Annotated in this window: 11 protein-coding genes and 1 pseudogene; 8 read left to right on the top strand and 4 right to left on the bottom strand. The window is 65.0% G+C overall.

Going from position 1 to position 17,861, the window contains the following annotated elements:
* Positions 1-71: 71 nt before the first annotated feature.
* From ACK543_RS10150 to ACK543_RS10135, 4 genes are all read left to right on the top strand, one after another.
* Complete coding sequence (locus ACK543_RS10150; protein ID WP_409942731.1) at positions 72-1,337, top strand: restriction endonuclease subunit S; 1,266 nt, start codon at positions 72-74, stop codon at positions 1,335-1,337.
* The gene (locus tag ACK543_RS10145; RefSeq protein ID WP_409942730.1) at positions 1,334-2,035 is read left to right on the top strand and encodes a DUF3800 domain-containing protein; all 702 of its coding nucleotides are present in this window, start codon (positions 1,334-1,336) and stop codon (positions 2,033-2,035) included. Before ACK543_RS10150 ends, ACK543_RS10145 begins: the two co-directional genes overlap by 4 nt.
* Positions 2,035-2,535 carry a hypothetical protein gene (locus tag ACK543_RS10140; protein WP_409942729.1) on the top strand — a complete coding sequence of 167 codons (501 nt, stop codon included), beginning with the start codon at positions 2,035-2,037 and terminating at the stop codon, positions 2,533-2,535. The genes ACK543_RS10145 and ACK543_RS10140 overlap by 1 nt, the downstream gene beginning before the upstream one ends.
* A 464-nt stretch (positions 2,536-2,999) precedes the next feature.
* Positions 3,000-6,149: a type I restriction endonuclease subunit R gene (locus ACK543_RS10135; protein ID WP_409942728.1), complete on the top strand. Its 3,150-nt coding sequence runs from the start codon at positions 3,000-3,002 to the stop codon at positions 6,147-6,149.
* A 41-nt stretch (positions 6,150-6,190) separates the two neighbouring features.
* Here ACK543_RS10135 and ACK543_RS10130 read toward each other — a convergent pair whose 3' ends face one another.
* The 4 genes from ACK543_RS10130 to ACK543_RS10115 form a co-directional block, all read right to left on the bottom strand.
* The gene (locus tag ACK543_RS10130; protein ID WP_409942727.1) at positions 6,191-6,805 is read right to left on the bottom strand and encodes a thioredoxin family protein; all 615 of its coding nucleotides are present in this window, start codon (positions 6,803-6,805) and stop codon (positions 6,191-6,193) included.
* Positions 6,806-6,837: 32 nt separating this feature from the next.
* Positions 6,838-9,087 (bottom strand): protein-disulfide reductase DsbD family protein, encoded by a 2,250-nt coding sequence (locus ACK543_RS10125; protein WP_409942726.1) that lies wholly within the window; start codon positions 9,085-9,087, stop codon positions 6,838-6,840.
* A 168-nt stretch (positions 9,088-9,255) separates the two neighbouring features.
* On the bottom strand, positions 9,256-13,101 hold the full coding sequence (locus ACK543_RS10120; RefSeq protein ID WP_409942725.1) for a DUF748 domain-containing protein: 3,846 nt from the start codon (positions 13,099-13,101) through the stop codon (positions 9,256-9,258).
* A 206-nt stretch (positions 13,102-13,307) separates the two neighbouring features.
* A complete protein-coding gene (locus ACK543_RS10115; protein WP_409942724.1) occupies positions 13,308-14,066 on the bottom strand; it encodes an alanyl-tRNA editing protein in 759 nt (252 codons plus the stop codon).
* Positions 14,067-14,191: 125 nt separating this feature from the next.
* Between ACK543_RS10115 and ACK543_RS10110 the strand changes: the two genes are divergently transcribed.
* The 4 genes and pseudogenes from ACK543_RS10110 to ACK543_RS10095 all read left to right on the top strand — a co-directional run.
* Positions 14,192-15,046: a creatininase family protein gene (locus ACK543_RS10110; RefSeq protein ID WP_409942723.1), complete on the top strand. Its 855-nt coding sequence runs from the start codon at positions 14,192-14,194 to the stop codon at positions 15,044-15,046.
* Positions 15,047-15,159: 113 nt separating this feature from the next.
* The gene (locus ACK543_RS10105; protein ID WP_409942722.1) at positions 15,160-15,906 is read left to right on the top strand and encodes a hypothetical protein; all 747 of its coding nucleotides are present in this window, start codon (positions 15,160-15,162) and stop codon (positions 15,904-15,906) included.
* Entirely contained in the window at positions 15,903-16,787 is an 885-nt protein-coding gene (locus ACK543_RS10100) for an RNA polymerase sigma factor (protein ID WP_409942721.1), read from the top strand. Before ACK543_RS10105 ends, ACK543_RS10100 begins: the two co-directional genes overlap by 4 nt.
* A gap of 132 nt (positions 16,788-16,919) precedes the next feature.
* A pseudogene (locus ACK543_RS10095) lies at positions 16,920-17,108 on the top strand (creatininase family protein); the annotation flags it as partial.
* Positions 17,109-17,861: the final 753 nt, after the last annotated feature.

Genomic DNA, 17,861 nt, shown 5'->3' with positions numbered 1-17,861 from the left:
TGCCGCTGGGGTGGCTGGACATGGGCGGTTCTCCTCGATGGTGGAAGGGCTGCATGCCCTACCATTGAGGCATGCACCAACACCTTACGGGATCGCCGCGGATGGCGGGGTTGTCGCTCCGCGCAGCGGCTTCGTCCAACTACTTGCTACAACATGGCGATATCGTGATTGCGCGTACTGGAAACAGTACCGGGGAGAACTACATCTTTGACTCGTCCGAGCAAGCTGTGTTTGCCTCCTATTTGATTCGGTTCAGGATCGACCAAAGCAAAGCTAACCCATTCTTCGTCTGGTATCAGCTGCGAACACAGCGCTGGTGGGATTTCGTTTCTGGATCGAAGACAGGTTCCGCTCAGGCTGGTGCCAACGCACAGGTCTTGGGTAGATTTAAGGTTGCCCTCCTGACACGCCAAGATCAGGATCAGATTACGAAACAGTTGAGTAGGATCGACAACAAAATCGACCTCAACCGCCGCATCAACCAAACCCTCGAAGCCACGGCGCAAGCCATCTTCCAATCGTGGTTCGTTGACTTCGACCCGGTCAAAGCCAAGATCGCCGCCAAGGCCGAAGGCCGCGACCCGCTGCGCGCCGCGATGAGCGCCATCAGCGGCAAGGCTGATGGCGAACTCGATACCCTACCGCCCGAGCAATACGAACAACTCGCCGCCAATGCTGCGCTGTTTCCCGATGAGATGGAGGCGTCGGAGTTGGGGGAGATTCCGAGCGGGTGGATGGTTGAGCCACTATCGAAAATGATTCAACTGATTGGTGGCGGCACGCCGAAGCGCTCCGAGTCTGGCTACTGGGGTGGCAACGTACTTTGGTATTCGGTCAAGGATGCTCCGTTCGACGGAGATGTATGGGCGGTTGATACGGAAGAAAAAATTACCAACTTGGGACTTCAGAAAAGCTCGACAAAATTACTCCCTATTGGGACAACAATCATTTCAGCGCGCGGCACTGTTGGAACGCTTGCTTTGGTAGGCAAGGAAATGGCCATGAATCAGTCGTGCTACGGGGTTACCGGCGCAGACGGCATTGGAAGCTACTTCAATTACTTCAACCTGAAAGATGCTGTAGAAGTTCTGAAACGCAATGTGCATGGCGCTGTGTTTGACACCATTACGCAAGCCACATTTGAAACAGTGTCCCGCATCAGACCGTTGAATGAACAACATGAAGCCTTTGAACATCGGGTTCGTCCACTGCTAGAAGAAATTCGGTCAAGGGTTGTTCAGAACCGAACACTTGTTGTCTTGCGCGACGCCCTCCTCCCCAAACTCCTCTCCGGCGAGTTGTCCGTCACCCAGGCCATGGTGGAGGTCGAGGCATGAACGAATCCATCCACATCTACTGCGACGAGTCCTGCCACCTGGAGAACGACGGCATGCAGGCCATGGTGCTCGGGGCCTTGTGGTGTCCAGCATCGCATCGCAAATACCTGGCGCGCAAGGTCAAGGCGCTGAAGGCCGCCCATGGCTTGCCGCCAGGGTTCGAGATCAAGTGGGTCAAGGTGTCGCCGGGCCAGTTGCCGTTTTACCAGGCGCTGCTGGACTTGTTTTTTGATGAACCGCTGCTGCACTTCAGGGGGCTGGTGGTGCCCAACAAGCAGGCGCTGGACCACGGGTGGTTTGCGCAGAACCACGACGAGTTTTATTACAAGCAGTGGTACACGCTGCTCAATCGCCTGATCGACCCTGAAAAGCGTTACCGCATCTTTTTGGATACCAAAGACACGCGGGGCCAAAAGAAGGTGCTCAAGCTGCACGATGTGCTGTGCAATGCAAATTACGACTTTGACCGCAGCATCATCGAGTCGATTGAGCTTGTGCAGTCCCACGATGTGCTGCTGCTCCAGCTGGCCGACGTGCTGATTGGTGCGCTGTCTTATGTGCACCGGGGGCTGCACGATAGCCCTGCCAAACAGGCGCTGGTGGCCCACCTGCGGCACCGCTCGGGACTTCGCTTAGAACAAAGCTCGCTGTTGCGGGCAGAGAAGTTCAACTTGTTTGTCTGGAAGGCGCAGACCTGATGCCGCCAGACCTGATGTTGTTGGCCAGCTACCCTGACTGGGCCACCTATGAGGATGCTCTCTACGCCGCATATTTGGAGACCGTGGCACATGCAGGCTTGGTGTTTAGGGGCGACCCGGTCAAGGTGCGCTATATGCCAGAGTCCAAACGCAAGGGCTATGGTTTTTGGCATTTGATTTCAGAGGCGCCGGATCAGGGCAATCGCGATGAGGATGAGCGCATTCCTGATCTACGCCGCTGCGAGCGTGTGCGGTGGGTGGCCTGGTGCATTCAAAATTCCCATGAAGCAGGCTTTTCTTGGTGGGAGAACGAGCGTGGCCGAGAAACCCATGTGGTGATCTGGGCGGAGGAGCACGACTTTGCCGTGGTGCTTGCCAAGCGCCTGACGCAACAGGGCCCGCGTTTCTATCTGCTCAAGACTGCGTACTGCCTGCGGTCGCACACGATCCGCAAGTTCACCAAGGAGCGGGACGCATGGCGTGCAGCCCAAAAAGACTGAAGCCCCGGCACACTGCTGTGCAAGGGCTTCGGATACTCCTTCTACACGTGGTAGATGAGCTGCGTGGGAGTTTACCAGACGCACCTGGAACCGGCAAACCCGGCGTAATGCAGGGCGATGTGCGCGTTTCTCCTGCCCAGCCTGTGCTCATCAAGGTAACCGCTTTGGGGGGCGAGCTTCTCACTTTTTTGGGCTCTGTGTGACTAGCGTGGCTCTGCAGCATGGGCCGCAAACCGGGAGCATGGGCATGGCCGATCTCCAGATATGTCGATTTTTCTCGTGTTTTTCGACATGTTTTTGCTATGTCTCGAAAGGATCGACGGGTCAACACGTCATGTGCCAATCGCTATCTCTGCGCAAATGCGAAATAGTCGTTGCCTGCTCGCTAAGCTATTGATTTTTATGAGTTTTCTTATTTCATCGCAAACCAGAGCCGGGGCAGAGGCAACCGGAAGGGACTTCACATGCTGAACGAGCAACAACTCGAAGAACTCTGCCTGGGCTGGTTTCAGGATGCTGGCTGGCAGTTTGCCCACGGCCCGGACATTGCGCCCGACAGCAACGCCCCAGAGCGCACCGACTACCGGCAGGTGGTGCTGCGCGAGCGCTTGCTCACGGCGTTGGCGCGCATCAACCCGCACATTCCGCCCGCCGCGCTGGAACAGGCCGCACATGCGCTGCAAACGGTGAGCGAGCCGCAGATGGTGGTGCGCAACCGCAGCGTGCACCGTTTGTTGCTGGGCGGTTTGCTGGTGGAGTTTGCGGTGGGGGATGATAAGAAAACCGATCTGGTGCACTTCATCGACTTTGCGCAGCCTAGCAACAACGATTTTTTGGTGGTGAACCAGTTCACCATTACCTCTACCCGCCAGCCACGCCGCCCGGATGTGATCGCGTTCATCAACGGTTTGCCCCTGGCGGTGGTGGAGCTGAAGAACCCCGCCAACGAACAAACGGACGTGTGGGATGCCTTCAACCAGCTACAGACCTATAAGGACGAGATCAGCGACCTGTTCAACACCAATGCGGCGTTGGTGGTGAGTGACGGCTTTACGGCCCGCGTGGGCTCGCTCACGGCCAACGCAGAGCGCATGCTGCCCTGGCGCACCATTGCCAATGAAGACGACCGGCCCCGCTTGCAGATGGAGCTGGAAACGGTGGTGCGTGGCTTTTTCAAGCCCGAGCTGTTTTTGGACTATGTGCGGCACTTTGTGCTGTTTGAGCAGGATGGCGACCACATCGTGAAGAAGGTGGCGGGCTACCACCAGTTCCACGCGGTGCGCGAGGCTGTGCGCGCCACGGTGATTGCAGCGCAAGACGTGGGCAAAAGCGTGCTGGAGGTGCATGAAGAGCGCGCCACCTATGGCAAAGAGGTGCAGCCGGGTTCGCGCAAGGCGGGTGTGGTGTGGCACACACAGGGCTCGGGCAAGAGCATCACCATGGCCTGCTACGCGGGCAAGTTGCTGCAACAGCCTGAAATGAAGAACCCCACGCTGGTGGTGGTTACAGACCGCAATGATCTGGATGGCCAGTTGTTTGCCACCTTCAGTTCGGCCAGCGACTTGCTAAAGACGACGCCGGTGCAGGCTGGCGACCGCGACGAGTTGCGACAAATACTGGCCTCGCGCGAGGCAGGCGGCATCATCTTCACCACGGTGCAAAAGTTTGCGTTGCTGGAAGGGGAAGAGGTGCACCCATTGCTCTCTACCCGCACCAACATCGTGGTGATCTCGGACGAGGCCCACCGCAGCCAGTACGGCACCAAGGGGCGGCTGGACACCAAAACGGGCAAATATGTGTTTGGCTACGCCAAGCACCTGCGCGATGCGCTGAAGAACGCCACGTTCATCGGCTTTACCGGCACTCCAATTGCTTTGGAAGACAAAGACACCCGTGCGGTGTTTGGCGACTACGTCAGCATCTATGACATTCAGGATGCGGTGGACGATGGGGCCACAGTGCCCATCTTCTACGAAAGCCGCTTGGCCAAACTGGATGTGAACCAGGCCGACATTGATGCGCTGAATGCACAGGTCGATGAAGTCGTTGAAGACGAGGAGGACATTGCCAGCCGCGAGAAGACCAAAAGCGAATGGGCGGCGCTGGAGAAGCTGGTGGGCTCCGAGCCCCGGCTGCAGCAGGTGGCGCGTGACTTGGTGCAGCACTTTGATGCGCGCGTTTCGGTGGTGGATGGCAAAGCCATGATCGTGTGCATGAGCCGGGACATTTGCGCCCAGCTCTACAACGCCATCGTCAGCCTGCGCCCCGACTGGCACAGCGCTGACCCGGAGCAGGGCGCCATCAAGATCATCATGACAGGCTCTGCAGCCGACAAGGCGCTGCTGCAGCCGCACCTGTACAGCATGCAGGTGAAGAAGCGGCTGGAGACGCGATTTAAGGATGTGCGCGACCCTTTGAAGCTGGTGATCGTGCGCGACATGTGGCTAACGGGGTTTGACGCGCCGTGCTGCCACACCATGTACATCGACAAGCCCATGAAGGGCCACAACCTGATGCAGGCCATTGCGCGCGTCAACCGCGTGTTCAAGAACAAGCCGGGCGGCTTGGTGGTGGACTACATCGGCATCGCCAACGAGCTGAAGGCGGCACTGAAGGCCTATACCGACGCAAAAGGCAAGGGCGACCCCACGCACAGTGCAGCGGAGGCGCTGGCGGTGTTGATGGAGAAGATGGACATCGTGCGCGGCATGATGCAGGGCTTTGACTACAGCGCGTTTGAGACCCAGGCGCTGCCACTGCTGGTGCCTGCAGCCAACCACATCCTGGGGTTGAAGGATGGCAAGACGCGCTTTCTCGACACCATGGTGGCTGTGGCCAAGGCGTTCTCGCTGTGCAGCACGCTGGATGAAGCGGCTGCGTTGCGCAAGGAGATTGCTTTCTTTTCGGCCATCAAGGCGGCCATTGCCAAGTTCACCACGGTGGACAAAAAGCGCAGTGACGGCGAGAAAAATAGTGCGCTCAAACAGATTTTGGACAACGCCATCATTTCAGAGGGTGTGGCTGATGTGTTTGCGCTGGCGGGGCTGGACAAGCCCAACATTGGGCTGCTGTCGGACGAATTTCTGGAAGATGTGCGGCAGATGGACAGTCGCAACCTGGCGGTGGAGCTGTTGGAAAAACTGCTGCGCGACGAGATCAAAGCTAGGGCGCGCAACAACGTGGTGCAGGAAAAGAAGTACGGCGACCGATTGCTAGAGACACTCCGCAAGTACCACAACCGTGCGGTAGAAACGGCCCAGGTGATCGAAGAACTAATCCAGATGGCCAAGGAGTTTCAGGCTGCGCTCAAGCGCGAAGACGCGCTGGGGCTGGGGCGCGACGAAATCGCGTTCTACGACGCACTGGCTAATAACGAAAGTGCCGTGCGAGAGCTGGGCGATGAGGTGCTGAAAAAGATTGCCATCGAGATCACTGCAAAGCTGCGGGCCAGCACTTCGGTGGATTGGCAGGTACGCGAAAGCGTGCGGGCCAAGCTCCGAATACTGGTTCGACGATGTCTGCAAAAATGGAAGTACCCCCCTGACAAACAGCCAGAGGCCGTGGAGTTGGTGCTCAAGCAGGCGGAGTCGCTATCTAGCGCGTGGACGGTTTAGCCGAGTGTGATGTGCGATGAGTCGCCTTACAAGGCGACGGCTTAGGCCGGCGACTTGTACTTGATGCTGCAACCATACGGCTGCGTGGTGGCGGCCGACAGGGGCTTGCCCGCCAGCGCTTCGGCCAGGCCGACCTTGACGTAGTTGATGGCCTTTTCGATGTCGGACGCGCGGGCTGATGGAATGCTGTCGATGCCGCCCGCATAGATCAGCTGGCCCTGCGGGTTGACGATGTACAGGTGCGGCGTGGTGCGTGCGCCGTAGCTTTTGCCCACGGTGCCTTCCTCGTCCATCAGCACGGCGGTGGGGGCCGATTTGCGCTCGGTCTTCCAGGCCAGGAGCCTGGCGGGCTCCATGTAGTCGTTGCTGGCCTTTTCGGTGGAGTTGATGGACAGCCACACTACGCCCTTGTCGATGGCATCTTTTTGTGTGGCGGGCATGTTGCCGCTGTCGTAGTGCTTTTTCACGAAGGGGCAGCCGGGGTTGGTCCATTCCAGCACCACATGCTTGCCCTTGAAGTCCGACAGGCGCACGGTCTTGCCGCTCGTGTCTTTCAGCGCAAAGTCGGGCGCGGGCTGGCCCACGGTGGCGGCGGCCTGGGCGCCCAGCGCGATGAGGGCGGCGGTGGCAATCAGGGTTCGGCGAAGCAGCGTCATGGCAGGTGTCTCCTCAGGGGTTTGCGAACACATCACAGCGTGGCGATGGTGCGGCGCACTTCGTCCACGCTCAGCACCTCGGTCAGCACCACGGGCGGCTGGCCGGGGCGGTAGAACACGTACACCGGCACGCCGCTGCGGCCCAGCGCGGCCAGGGCGGCGGTGATGGCCGGGTCGCGGCGCGTCCAGTCGGCGCGCAGCAGGGCCACGTTTTTCGCCTGCAGGTCGGCCAGCACGTCAGCGTTGGCCAGGGTGGTTTTTTTGTTGTACTGGCAGGTCACGCACCAGGCGGCAGTGAAGTCCACAAACACGGGGCGGCCGCTGGCGACGATGCTCTCGGCCACGCCGGGCGCCCAGGGTTGCCATCTTGCGACGGGGCTGCCGTCGCCAGCGGGCACAGCCGCCGCTTCGACCGCGGGTGCCGTGCGGGTCACCTGCGGCGAAAACACCCACAGCATGAGCGCCAGGGCGACCAGCGCCATACTGCCCACCCACACGCGCGCCCGTCCGGCCAGCGACAGTGCCCACACCACCAGCGCCATGCCCACCAGCAGGATCAGCAGCGCGCCCGCGCCGTCGATGCCGCTTTGCTGGCCCAGCACCCACACCAGCCAGACCACGGTGGCCAGCATCGGGAAGGCCATCAGCTTGCGGAAGGTGTCCATCCACGCGCCGGGGCGGGGCAGGGCGTGCGCCACGGCGGGCACAACGCTGGCCGCCAGATACGGCAGCGCCAGCCCCAGGCCCAGCGCGGCAAACACCGCCAGCGCTTGCGCCGCAGGCAGAGTGGCCGTGAGGCCCAGCGACGCGCCCATGAACGGCGCCGTGCAGGGCGATGCCACGGCCACCGCCAGCACGCCGGTCAAAAACGCATCGGCGACGGGGTGCCGGGCCTGCCAGCTGGCTACCGACGAAGGCAGGAAATGACCGAACTCGAACACGCCCGCCAGGTTCAACGCGATCAGCGTGAACAGCGCCGCCAGCCCCGCCACCACCGCAGGCGACTGCAGTTGAAAGCCCCAGCCCACGGCTTCGCCCGCTGCGCGCAGGCCCAGCATGAGCGCGCCAAGCAGCATGAACGACAGCACCACGCCCGCCGTGTAAGCGATGCCGCTGATGCGGTGGGCGCGCCGGTCTTGCGCATGATGCGTGAAGCCCACCACCTTGATCGCCAGCACCGGGAACACGCAGGGCATGAGGTTGAGGATAAGACCGCCGAGCAGCGCGCCCAGCAAGGCGGCTGCAAGAGACAGGTCCGATGCACCGGTGGGCGCAGGCACGGCACCCGCCACCCCCGCCGCCCCGGCCGCGTTGGCCTGGAGCGCGGCCTCCAGCGCGGGCGGCACGGGGGCCATGCGGGCCGCTGCAGGCCAGGTGCCCAGCACCTTGAGCTCGGCGCGGTAGCCCTCGCGGGCACCATGGCCGCCGTCTTGCACCGCCAGCACCACAGGCATCAGGCTGGGGCTGTTGCTGCGCTGCGCGGCCAGCGGGATGCGCGCTGTCCACACGCTGCCGTCCCAGCGCTGGCCCCACTGCGCGGCGTTGTCGATGACTTCGGGCGTCTCAGGAAAAAGCTCCAGTACCTTGCCGCGCAGGGCCGTGGGCAGGCCTGGCACGCTCACCTGCAGCGCAGGGCCGTCCACGATCTGCGCCTGGCTGTCGGGTATGCCGCCGCCGGTGCCCGACACCACCGGCCGGGGCTGCGCCTTCAGGGCTGCGTCAAACGCCGCGCCGTGCAGGGCCGTGGTGCGCCGGATGGGCAGTTGCAGCGTGAATTCGCCTTCTTCAGGGATGCACTCTTTGCGACACACCAGCCACGAGGCCCGCAGGCGCACGGTGAGCTCCTGCGCCTGCGCGCCGGGGGCAAAGGTGCTGGCCACCGTGACGGGAACGGGCAACAGCACCGTGCCCTCGTAGCCGTAGTTGGCCAGCGTGCCGATCGGGATCTTGCGCGGCACGGGCCAGGCAAGCTCGCCAGCCTCCAGCCCGGCAGGCAGGGTCCAGGCCAGCTCGGTGGGCAGGCCCGAATCGCCCGGATTTTTCCAGTAGGTGTGCCACTCGGGCTGGTGCGTGATGTGCAGGCCCAGCCACAGCGGCTGCCCGGGGCCCACCCCCTGCGGCGCGTGCGCCAGCAGCTCGGCGCGCACATGGGGCGTGGTGACCACGCTGCTGTCCTTGGCGATAGATTTGAAGCTAAATTGGGCAATCGCGCTTGTCCAGTAAGCACTGGTAGCTATCAAAAGCAGAGTAACTGCAAGGCGGTTCAGCAGACGATGGAGCATGGTTGCAGTGTGGGAGCAGGTGTGGCGCGGTTGGTTCCAGGCCGCCCGGGGCATTTCGTCAGGAAGGTTTTCAGCACCCTCGCGAGGATGCGCGGGTGCCGTGCGGGCCAGGGCATAGGGCGATTTTGTTGCAGCCAATAGCCGCGCCATTGTGCTGCGCCGCACGGCCTATTCCACCTTGAGGCTCAGATCGGCGCGCGGCGTCCACGGATCGGGCAGCGCGTTCATCTTGGGTGCTGCCAGAAAAAGCCGCTCCGGCGGCAGTTTTTGCGACACCAAAAATGCGCGCACAGCCTGGCCACGGCTTTGCGCCAGTTCGGCCGCCATGGACTCGGTGGCGGGCTGGCTGGCCAGCAGCAGCGCCTCCATTTCGGCGGTGGTCAGGTCTTTGGTCAGGCCCACCAGGTTGCGCGGTTTGGCCATATCGGTGCGGCGGTAAACCTCTTTGAGCAGGGCGGGGTACTCGGCTTCAGACACCGGCGAAGGGTCAGACGGGTTGGCGCGGCGCTTTTCGGCCAGCACCCGCTGGCGCAGGTGTTCGCGCTGCAGGCCCTCGCGCTCTTCCTTCAGGCTGGCGGTGCCGGTCACGGTGAGCTTGAGGGCGGGCCGGTCGGTGAGGGCTGCCACCACCTTGGTCAGGCTGGCCTGCGCCTCGGGGGTGAGTGCGGCGCTGCCGGGCGCAAACGGCACCTGGCTCAGTTCGGTGCCGTTGCCGCCCAGCGCACTGGCCAGCAGGCTGAACGGCGAGGTCAGCGCCTTGCCAATCAGGTTGACGATGATGCGGCCAATGACGGGCCCCAGGCTGAATTGCGGGTCCTTGAGCGAGCCGCTGATGGGCAGGTCCAGGTCGATGACGCCGTTGCGGTCGGTCAGCAGGGCCACGGCCAGCTTGACCGGCAGGCTGCCGGGTGCGCCGGGCACGGGCTCGCCGAAGGTGAGCTGTTGCAGCACCAGCCGGTTGCTGGCTGTGAGTTGGCCGCTGGGCAGCACGTTGTAGTTCACATCCATGTTGAGCTTGCCGCGTTCGATGCTGTGGCCCGCGTAGCGCACCGAGTAGGGCGACAGCGGCGGCAGTTCCAGGTCGCGCAGGCGGCCGGTGATGTTGAGCGCCAGTGGCTGGGCCAGGGGGTTGAGCTTGCCGATGATCTCGATGGAGGCGGAGTCCTCGGCCCGGCCGCGCAGTTCCAGGTCGGCCAGCACTGGATCGCCGCTTACTGCCTGCGACGAAAAGCTGCCCAGCCGCCCGGTGAGCTCGGTCAGGTCAGCCGAGTAGTTGGGCTGGATGAAGAAGTCCGAAAAAACCACCTGGGCGTTGACCACGCTGACGGGCCCCGACACCACGATGGGTGCGAGCGGGTCGGGCGCTGCCGTGGTCACGGGCGCCACCGATGTCGTGGTGGATGCCACTGCGCTGGCCGATGCGGATGCGCTGGTGGTGGCCGGTGTGGCACCGCCGGTTGCCAGGGTGCTGACGGCAGACTCGGCGGCGCGCGTCTGCGATGGGGCTTGCACCTGCGCGGGTGGTATGGCGATGTCCCTGAGGTTGATGCGGCCCAGCTCGTTGACCGTCACCCGGGCAAACAGGTCGATGACGCTGGATTCCTTGATCTCGATGCTGGGCGGCGCGCCCGGGGCGGTGGCGACGGACAGACCCCGCAGGTTCAGGCTTTTCCAGGAGACCAGTTCACGGCCGACCTGCGCCTCGGTCTTGGGGGTGGACGCAGCGGTGCTGTCGGCCCGCAGCGCATCCACCGCCGCGTCGCCCATGAGGCGCAGGCTGGTGCCCTGTGCCGACTGCGACAGCGCCAACTGTGCCTGCAAGCCCAGGTCGGCGCGCAGCAGCTCGACCGAGAACTGGCTGGCCAGATAGCCATCAAGCGCCTGAAGCGGTACGCGGGTCAGGTCCACCCGGCCCTGCAGTGCCAGCGGCTGCATGGCCAGCGTGCCCTTGAAGTCGAGCTTGCCTGGCGCTGCAGGGTTGCGCCCGGCCTGAGCCGGTGCGGCGGTTCGGGCGGATAGCGCAAACGCCCTGGGTTGGCTGCCATCGCTGGCCCAATCGGTGGCCGCCACCTGCAGGCCGGAGATGTCCAGCGCCACGGGCCGCGGCTGGGCCCGGTCGGCAAAGCTGACCGCGCCGCGGTCGAGTGCGAAGTCGGCCACGCGGATCTTCCACGCCGGCTCGGTGGTCTTGGCGGACGCGCTGGAAGGGGGTGCGCTGGCGGTGGCTGCATCTGCCCCTGCCGCCGCGTCGGACGGTGCAGCATTGCTACCCGGCGGCGTGGCGGCTGGGGCTTTGAGCCACCGCTCAAACATCCAGCGCCCATCGGCAGCGCGCTCCACATCCAGTTGTGGCTGCACCACGGCAAGGCGGCCCAGCGTGGCGGTGCGCTCGTCCAGGGGCACCCGCACGCCTTCCACCGCCAGCCGCTCCAGGCTGGCGAGCGTGGTTTTGCCCTGCCGCAACGCGAACTTTTCCAGCGCCAGCGGGCCTGCCGTCAGCGTGATGCCGCTGGTGCCGCTGATGTGGGTCAAAGGCGGCCCGGACGAGTCGCGCTGCGCGGGGGCGTCCCACTGCAGGCCCCAGTCGCCGCTGATCTGGCCCGACAGGGTGGGCTCCAGCACCTGTGCCAGGTAGGGCGCTGCCGGTTGCAGCGACATTGCCTTGAGGGATGCGCCCAGGCGGGCATGGCGGTGGCTGGCTTCGCCCGCGAAGCGCAGGCCCCCGTCCTGCAGCCGCAGCGCCCCCTTGAAGGTGAAGGGTCGGGCCAGCGGCAGTGCCAGGTCGGCCAGCTCGAACCCGATTTCAGTGGCCTGCAGCGCAGCGGCAGGGCGCACGGCCTGGTCGGTCCAGCGCACCGTGCCAGCTCGCACCGCCGCCCTGTCCACGCGCACAGCCCAGGGGCTGGGTGCGGTGGCAGGGGCCTGGGCCGGGCTGGCGGCGGCATCCGTGCCAACCGCCGGGGGCACAGGCTGCACCACGTTGAGCTGCCCTGCGGGGTTGCGTGCCAGGGTCAGTATCGGGGCGGTCAGTTCCACCGCGTTCAGGTGCGCCACCTGCTCCAGCGGCCGCACATCGGCCATGTCGATCTGGAGCGATTGGTAGGACAGCAGGTCGCCATCGCGCCGGTCGCTCAGGCGCACGCCGCGGGCCTGCACGGTACCCGTCAGTTTCACGGCCATGCGGGGCTGCTGTTCGAAGGCCAGCTTCACATCCATGTCCAGCAGGGCGCTGTGCCCCTTGACCGGCAGGCCGGCGGGCAGATAGGCCAGGTAGGGCGCCAGATCCAGGCCATCCCAGCGCACGGTGGCTTCGCTGCGGCCGGTGTGGGCTGCAAACGGGGTGCCCGCCGCCGACGAGTCAAACCGGCTGCCATCGAGCGTGAACGACAGGTAGGGCTCGACCCGGACGTCGCGGTGCGTGTTGAGCGTGCTCAGGAACGGCACGCGCAGCGCCAGCTCGCGCACTTCGTGGGCCTTGCCGCCGGGCACGCTGTCGTCGATGAAGTCGATGCTTCCGCCCGTGAGCGCCAGGTTGTATAGCGCCAGACGCGGGTGACCCTGGCTGGCATCGTCCCGCGGCTGCGCGGCCAGCGTGGCGAGGATGTCGTCCACGTCGTACCGCCCACCACCCAGGTGGCGCAGGCGCAGCACGGGCTTGTCCAGCGTGAAGGCGTCCACCACCGGTGCCAGGCGCAGCAGCGACTGCAGCTCGCCATCGGCATAGATGCGCCCGATGGTGAGCTGCGGCGGGCCGTTGCCGTTGGGCCCGGCTAAGGCCACTTCGTTCAGCGCCAGCTCTAGCGTCCAGGGGCGGAAGTCAACCGTGCCCACGGTCACGGTGCGGCCCAGTTTGGCGCTGGCCAGGCGCTCGACCTGCGACTTGACCAGCGGCGGCACCAGCAGCCAGGCCAGCAGCCACAAGCCCAGCAGAGCCGCCAGCGCGCGCAGTGCTGGGCGTGCCCAGCGGTGCTGGCGCAGTGGCGCAAACGGGATCGCGGAGAGGGACAACGGCATGGACGATGCAGGCACAGGGCCCGGTAGGCTGGTTCGGGGGCGTTGCGGTGGGGGCGGCGGCGGTCAGGACTGCGCGCAACCGCCCAGGGCGCAATGCGTCATTTTCGCCGTTCGGCCCCGCGGCAAGTACCCCAAGTCACTATGGGGCTCAGGGCCGTCCAACGGGTCAACGGTCGGGGGCTGCAAGCGTTGGCAACGGATGTCGCTCACGGGGCAAAGCCCAGCACGACCCTGCGGGTGGTGGCGCTTTTCTTTTCAATCTTGGTCACCACAATCGCGCCGATCTCCGACGTATTGGCCACATGCGTGCCGCCGCAGGGCTGCAGGTCGATCAGCGGCGCGCTGCCGTCGCCGCCAATGCGGATGGTGCGGATGCGTCCGGTGCCTCGCGGGGGCTGCACGCTCATGCTTTTGACCAGGGCCGGGTTGGCGTCCAGCTCTTCGTCGCTGATCGAGGCCACCGTGATCGGGTGCGCTGCCGCCACCAGCGCTGCAATCGCCGCGGTCAGGGTGTCCTTGTCGAGCGGGTCGGTCATTGCAAAATCCAGCCGCGCGTAGTCGGGCGTGATGGAGCAGCCGTTGACCAGCTGGGGCACCACATGGCACAGCAGATGCGAGGTGGTGTGCAGGCGCATCATGCGATGGCGGCGCTCCCAGTCGATGCGGGCCGTCACCGGCATGCCCACGGCCAGTTGGGCGAGCCGATCTTCTTGGCCGGGGGCGGGCAGGTGAATGATGTCGCTGGTCGGGTGGCCCTCGGCGTTCTTGCCCTTGCGGGTGTCGGCAATGGCGATGCTGATGCCGCTGGCCAGCACCAGGTGCCCGCTGTCGCCCGCCTGGCCGCCGCCCAGGGGGTAGAAAACCGTCTGATCCAGCACGATGCCGCCGGTATCGGGCAGCAGGGCGGTGATGTGCGCGCTGCATTCGCGCAGGTAGGCGTCTTGGCGGAACAGGTCTTGGGTCATGCCCGTGATGGTAGCGGGACGGGCGGTGGACGGGGCTGTGCGGCTGGGCACTGGCCTTGCGCCGCGCTGCCCCGTCCAGCGGCTGCGACGGTGACGCGGGCTTGAACAGGCCCTAACATCGCGGGATGACTGCTGCCGCCGCGCCCCAACCCGCCCCACTTTGCCTGCCTTCGCGTTTTTGGGCCGACCTGTCCACCCGCGACTTTGCCGCCTTGCAGCACCATGGTCAGGCCGACCAGGTGGTGGCCGTGCTGCCGGTGGCAGCCGTCGAGCAGCATGGCCCGCACCTGCCGTTGTCGGTGGATGCCACCTTGCTGCAAGGCGTGATCGCTGCGGCCCTGCCGCACCTGCCCGCCGCCCTGCCGGTGCTGTTTCTGCCGCCGCAGAACGTGGGGCTGAGCACCGAGCACCAAAGCTTTGCGGGCACGCTGACCCTGTCCCCCGCCACGGTGATCGCGCTCTGGACGGAGCTGGGCGCGTGCGTGGCGCAAGCGGGCATCAAGAAGCTGCTGATCTTCAACAGCCACGGCGGCAACGTGGCCGTGATGGACATCGTGGCCCGCGAACTGCGCCAGCACCACGGCCTGCTGGTGTACAGCGCCAGCTGGTTCAGCCTGCCGCTGCCGGATGCGGTGTCCGGCCAGTTCAGCCCCGCCGAGCACCGCTTTGGCATCCATGCGGGCGAGATCGAGACATCGATGATGCTGCACCTGGCGCCAGGCACCGTGCGCCTGGAGCACGCGCAGGACTTCCGCTCCACCGCGCAGGACCGGGCTCAGCGCTACGCCATCCTGGGCAACGGCAAGAGTGCCAAGATGGGCTGGGCGATGGAGGACTACCACCCAAGCGGGGCGGTGGGGCAGGCGGACGCGGCCACTGCGGAGAAAGGGCGGGCGGTAGTGGAGGCGGCTGGGGCGGCGCTGGCCCGCCTGCTGGGTGAACTTGCTGCACTGCCGCGGGACACCGTGGTGCGGCGCTAGGCTCGTGGCGCAGGATCATTCCTTGCGCGCCACCTGTCACAAAACTGCGCGCCAGACTGTCTAACAGAGCAGGAGCAATTTTCTCCTGCCCTCGTACACAGAAAGGCTTCTCAATGAAAACCGCTTTTGCCCCCGGGCTGGTCTCGTCTGCCTTGGCTGCGGCCGCCTGGACTGGCGCCGCCCTGTCTGGTGCCCACGCCGCCGTGCCTGCCGAACCGGGTACGCCCGTGGTGACCATCGTGAGGGTGCCCAAGCCCTGGTACGCCCCGCAGGCCCTGGTCGCCAGCCGCATGCGCGACACCGTTGCACAGTACAGCGCCATCGATGGGCTGCTGTTTAAGGCCTACAGCTTTGAGCGATCTAGCGGTGATTTCGGCGGCTTGTATTGCTGGGGCAGCGTTGCGGCGGCCAGGGCCTGGTTCAATCCGGACTGGTTCGCAAGGGTGCGCAGCGAGCGCGGAACCGAAGGCCAGGTGCGGTTCTTCGAGGCGCCCGTGGCGGTAGACAACACCGCCGCAGGCACCCCGGCGGCCATGCGGTCGGACGCAGTGGCCACATTGGTGGAAATAGCCATCCCTGCCGGAGTCAGTCGCGAGGCGATCTTGGCCGGCTTTCAAAAGGCCGTGCCTGAATACCAGAAGGTTCCCGGTCTGCTGCGCAAGCAGTTCATCCTTTCAGGCCAGGGTACCTTCGGAGGCGTGTACCTCTGGAAAGACGAGGCCAGCGCCACCGCCTGGTTCAATGCCGACTGGAAGGCGCGCGTTCAAAAGACCTATGGCGCCGCCGCCCGGATCGAGTGGTTTGACACGCCCATCCTGCTGCCCGTGCGTGTGTCTTCTGTCGCCAAAGCCCAGCCATGAACATCACCTCTCCGCCCGCCGCAACCATCGCCGCTGCCGCACAGGGTGATCTGAAGGCGCTCGACGAAATACTGGTGCAGATCCAGCCCGGCGTGTTCAACCTGGCGATCCGCATGCTTGGTAACCGCGACGACGCAGCGGATGCTGCGCAGGAAATACTGCTGAAAGTTGTCACCCACCTGGGCACGTTCAAGGGCGAGTCGGCCTTCTCGACCTGGGTTTTCCGAATTGCCCGCAACCAGGTGCTGAACGCCATCACGCGCAGCAAGGAGTCGCCGGAGGTCTCGCTCGATGCGATGCAGGAACGCCTGCAACAGGGGCTGGACTATGGCGAGTCGTTGCGCCCGTGGGGTCGGGAGGGCGAGTCGTTGACGCCCGAGGACAAGCTGGCGGCGCGGCAGGTGGCCCTGGGTTGTACGCAAAACATGCTCATGGCCGTGGACCGTGAACATCGCCTTGTCTACCTGCTTGACACCGTCTTCGGCCTCTCATCCAGGGAGGCGGGGCTGGTGCTGGACATCAGCCCTGCGGCCTACCGGCAGCGGCTGGCCCGGGTGAAGACAAAGCTGGAAACCTTTGCCCAGGCCACCTGCGGGCTTGCATCGAAAAGCGCGCGCTGCCAGTGCGAAAAACAGCTCCCAGCCCTCGATGCGCAGCAGAGCCTGCCGGTGGGGCGCCCTGCTGGGCGGGGACTCATGGCCATCCACCGCGCGGAGGCAGACGAGGCCGCGAAGAATCTCGACGCTCTGCTGCGCGTGGGTGAAGCGGCTGCCATCTTTCGCGCGCATCCGCGGTACCAGGCGCCCGAGAGCATGCGTGCGGCGATCCGTTCGGTGCTGACCGCCGAAGGCCTGTGGACGCAAAAGGGGCCACCGCAGTGATGGGGGCTGAATACTTTGCCTGCAGCGCACAGGATGGCCATGCGCTGGCGGCAGTGCGGTTTGCACCGCTGGTGCCACCGGGGCCGCCCGTGCGGACCCAGGCCATTCTGGCGGCAGGTGCGCTGGGCGTGCCGCAGCGCCATCCTTGGCAACGGCAAGAGCGCCAAGAAGGGCTGGGCGATGGAGGACTATCACCCAAGCGGGGCGGTGGGGCAGGCGGACGCGGGCGCGGCGCAGAAGGGGCAGGCGGTGGTGGAGGCAGCGGGGCAGGCGCTGGCGGCATTGCTGGCGGAGGTGGTGTCGCTGCCGTGGGGGCGGTGAGCTCCCCCGTCCGTTCAGGCTGGGCCCGCCGAAGCCATGGCGCCACCCCCCAAACCGTTCGGGCTGAGCTTGTCGAAGCCCTGCTGGACAGTGGCGACCGCGTGCCCTGGTTGAGTGCAGGAGCCGGGATGTCGCCCCGGCGGGCGAGGCACTTTTCTTTGCTTCGCCAAAGAAAAGTACCCCAAAGCAAGGCGACCCCCCGTCTGCGACCCCTTCGCGATACGAAGGGGCACACCTGCACCGGGTCGGTTGCGGGGTGCGCCGCGGAACTCGCTGCGCGCTGGCCCGCTCCGCTCAAACAGCCGCGGCCAGTCAGATCACGAAGCACGCGCGCTGCGAGGCGCGTGCCACCCCGCAACTGCCCCGGCGCAGGCGCAGCCAGAAGGGGGTGGGGCGCCCAACAGCCACACGGGTCGTCGCTGCGCTCTACCCCACCCGTTCGGGCTGAGCCTGTCGAAGCCAAGGCGCGCCCCTCCAAAAAACCGCTCGGGCTGAGCTTGTCGAAGCCTGGGCGCAACCCCCTCCAAAAAAACAGTTCGGGCTGAGCCTGTCGAAGCCAGGGCGCTATCCCTCCACCGTTCGGGCGGCGCCCGGCGAAACCCCGCTGAACAGCCCACACCCCACTCCCCCCCGGTTGGGGAGCTGATTGACGATCCGGGGCGCCCCCCTCCAAAAAACCGTTCCGGCTGAGCCCGTAGAACCCTGGCTGCACAGTGGCAACCCCTTTCCGTGCTGAAGGAAGAACCGGGATAT

This window comes from Acidovorax sp. (assembly GCF_046341535.1).
GTDB lineage: Bacteria > Pseudomonadota > Gammaproteobacteria > Burkholderiales > Burkholderiaceae_C > Acidovorax.
This window is presented reverse-complemented; position numbering and strand designations above follow the sequence as displayed.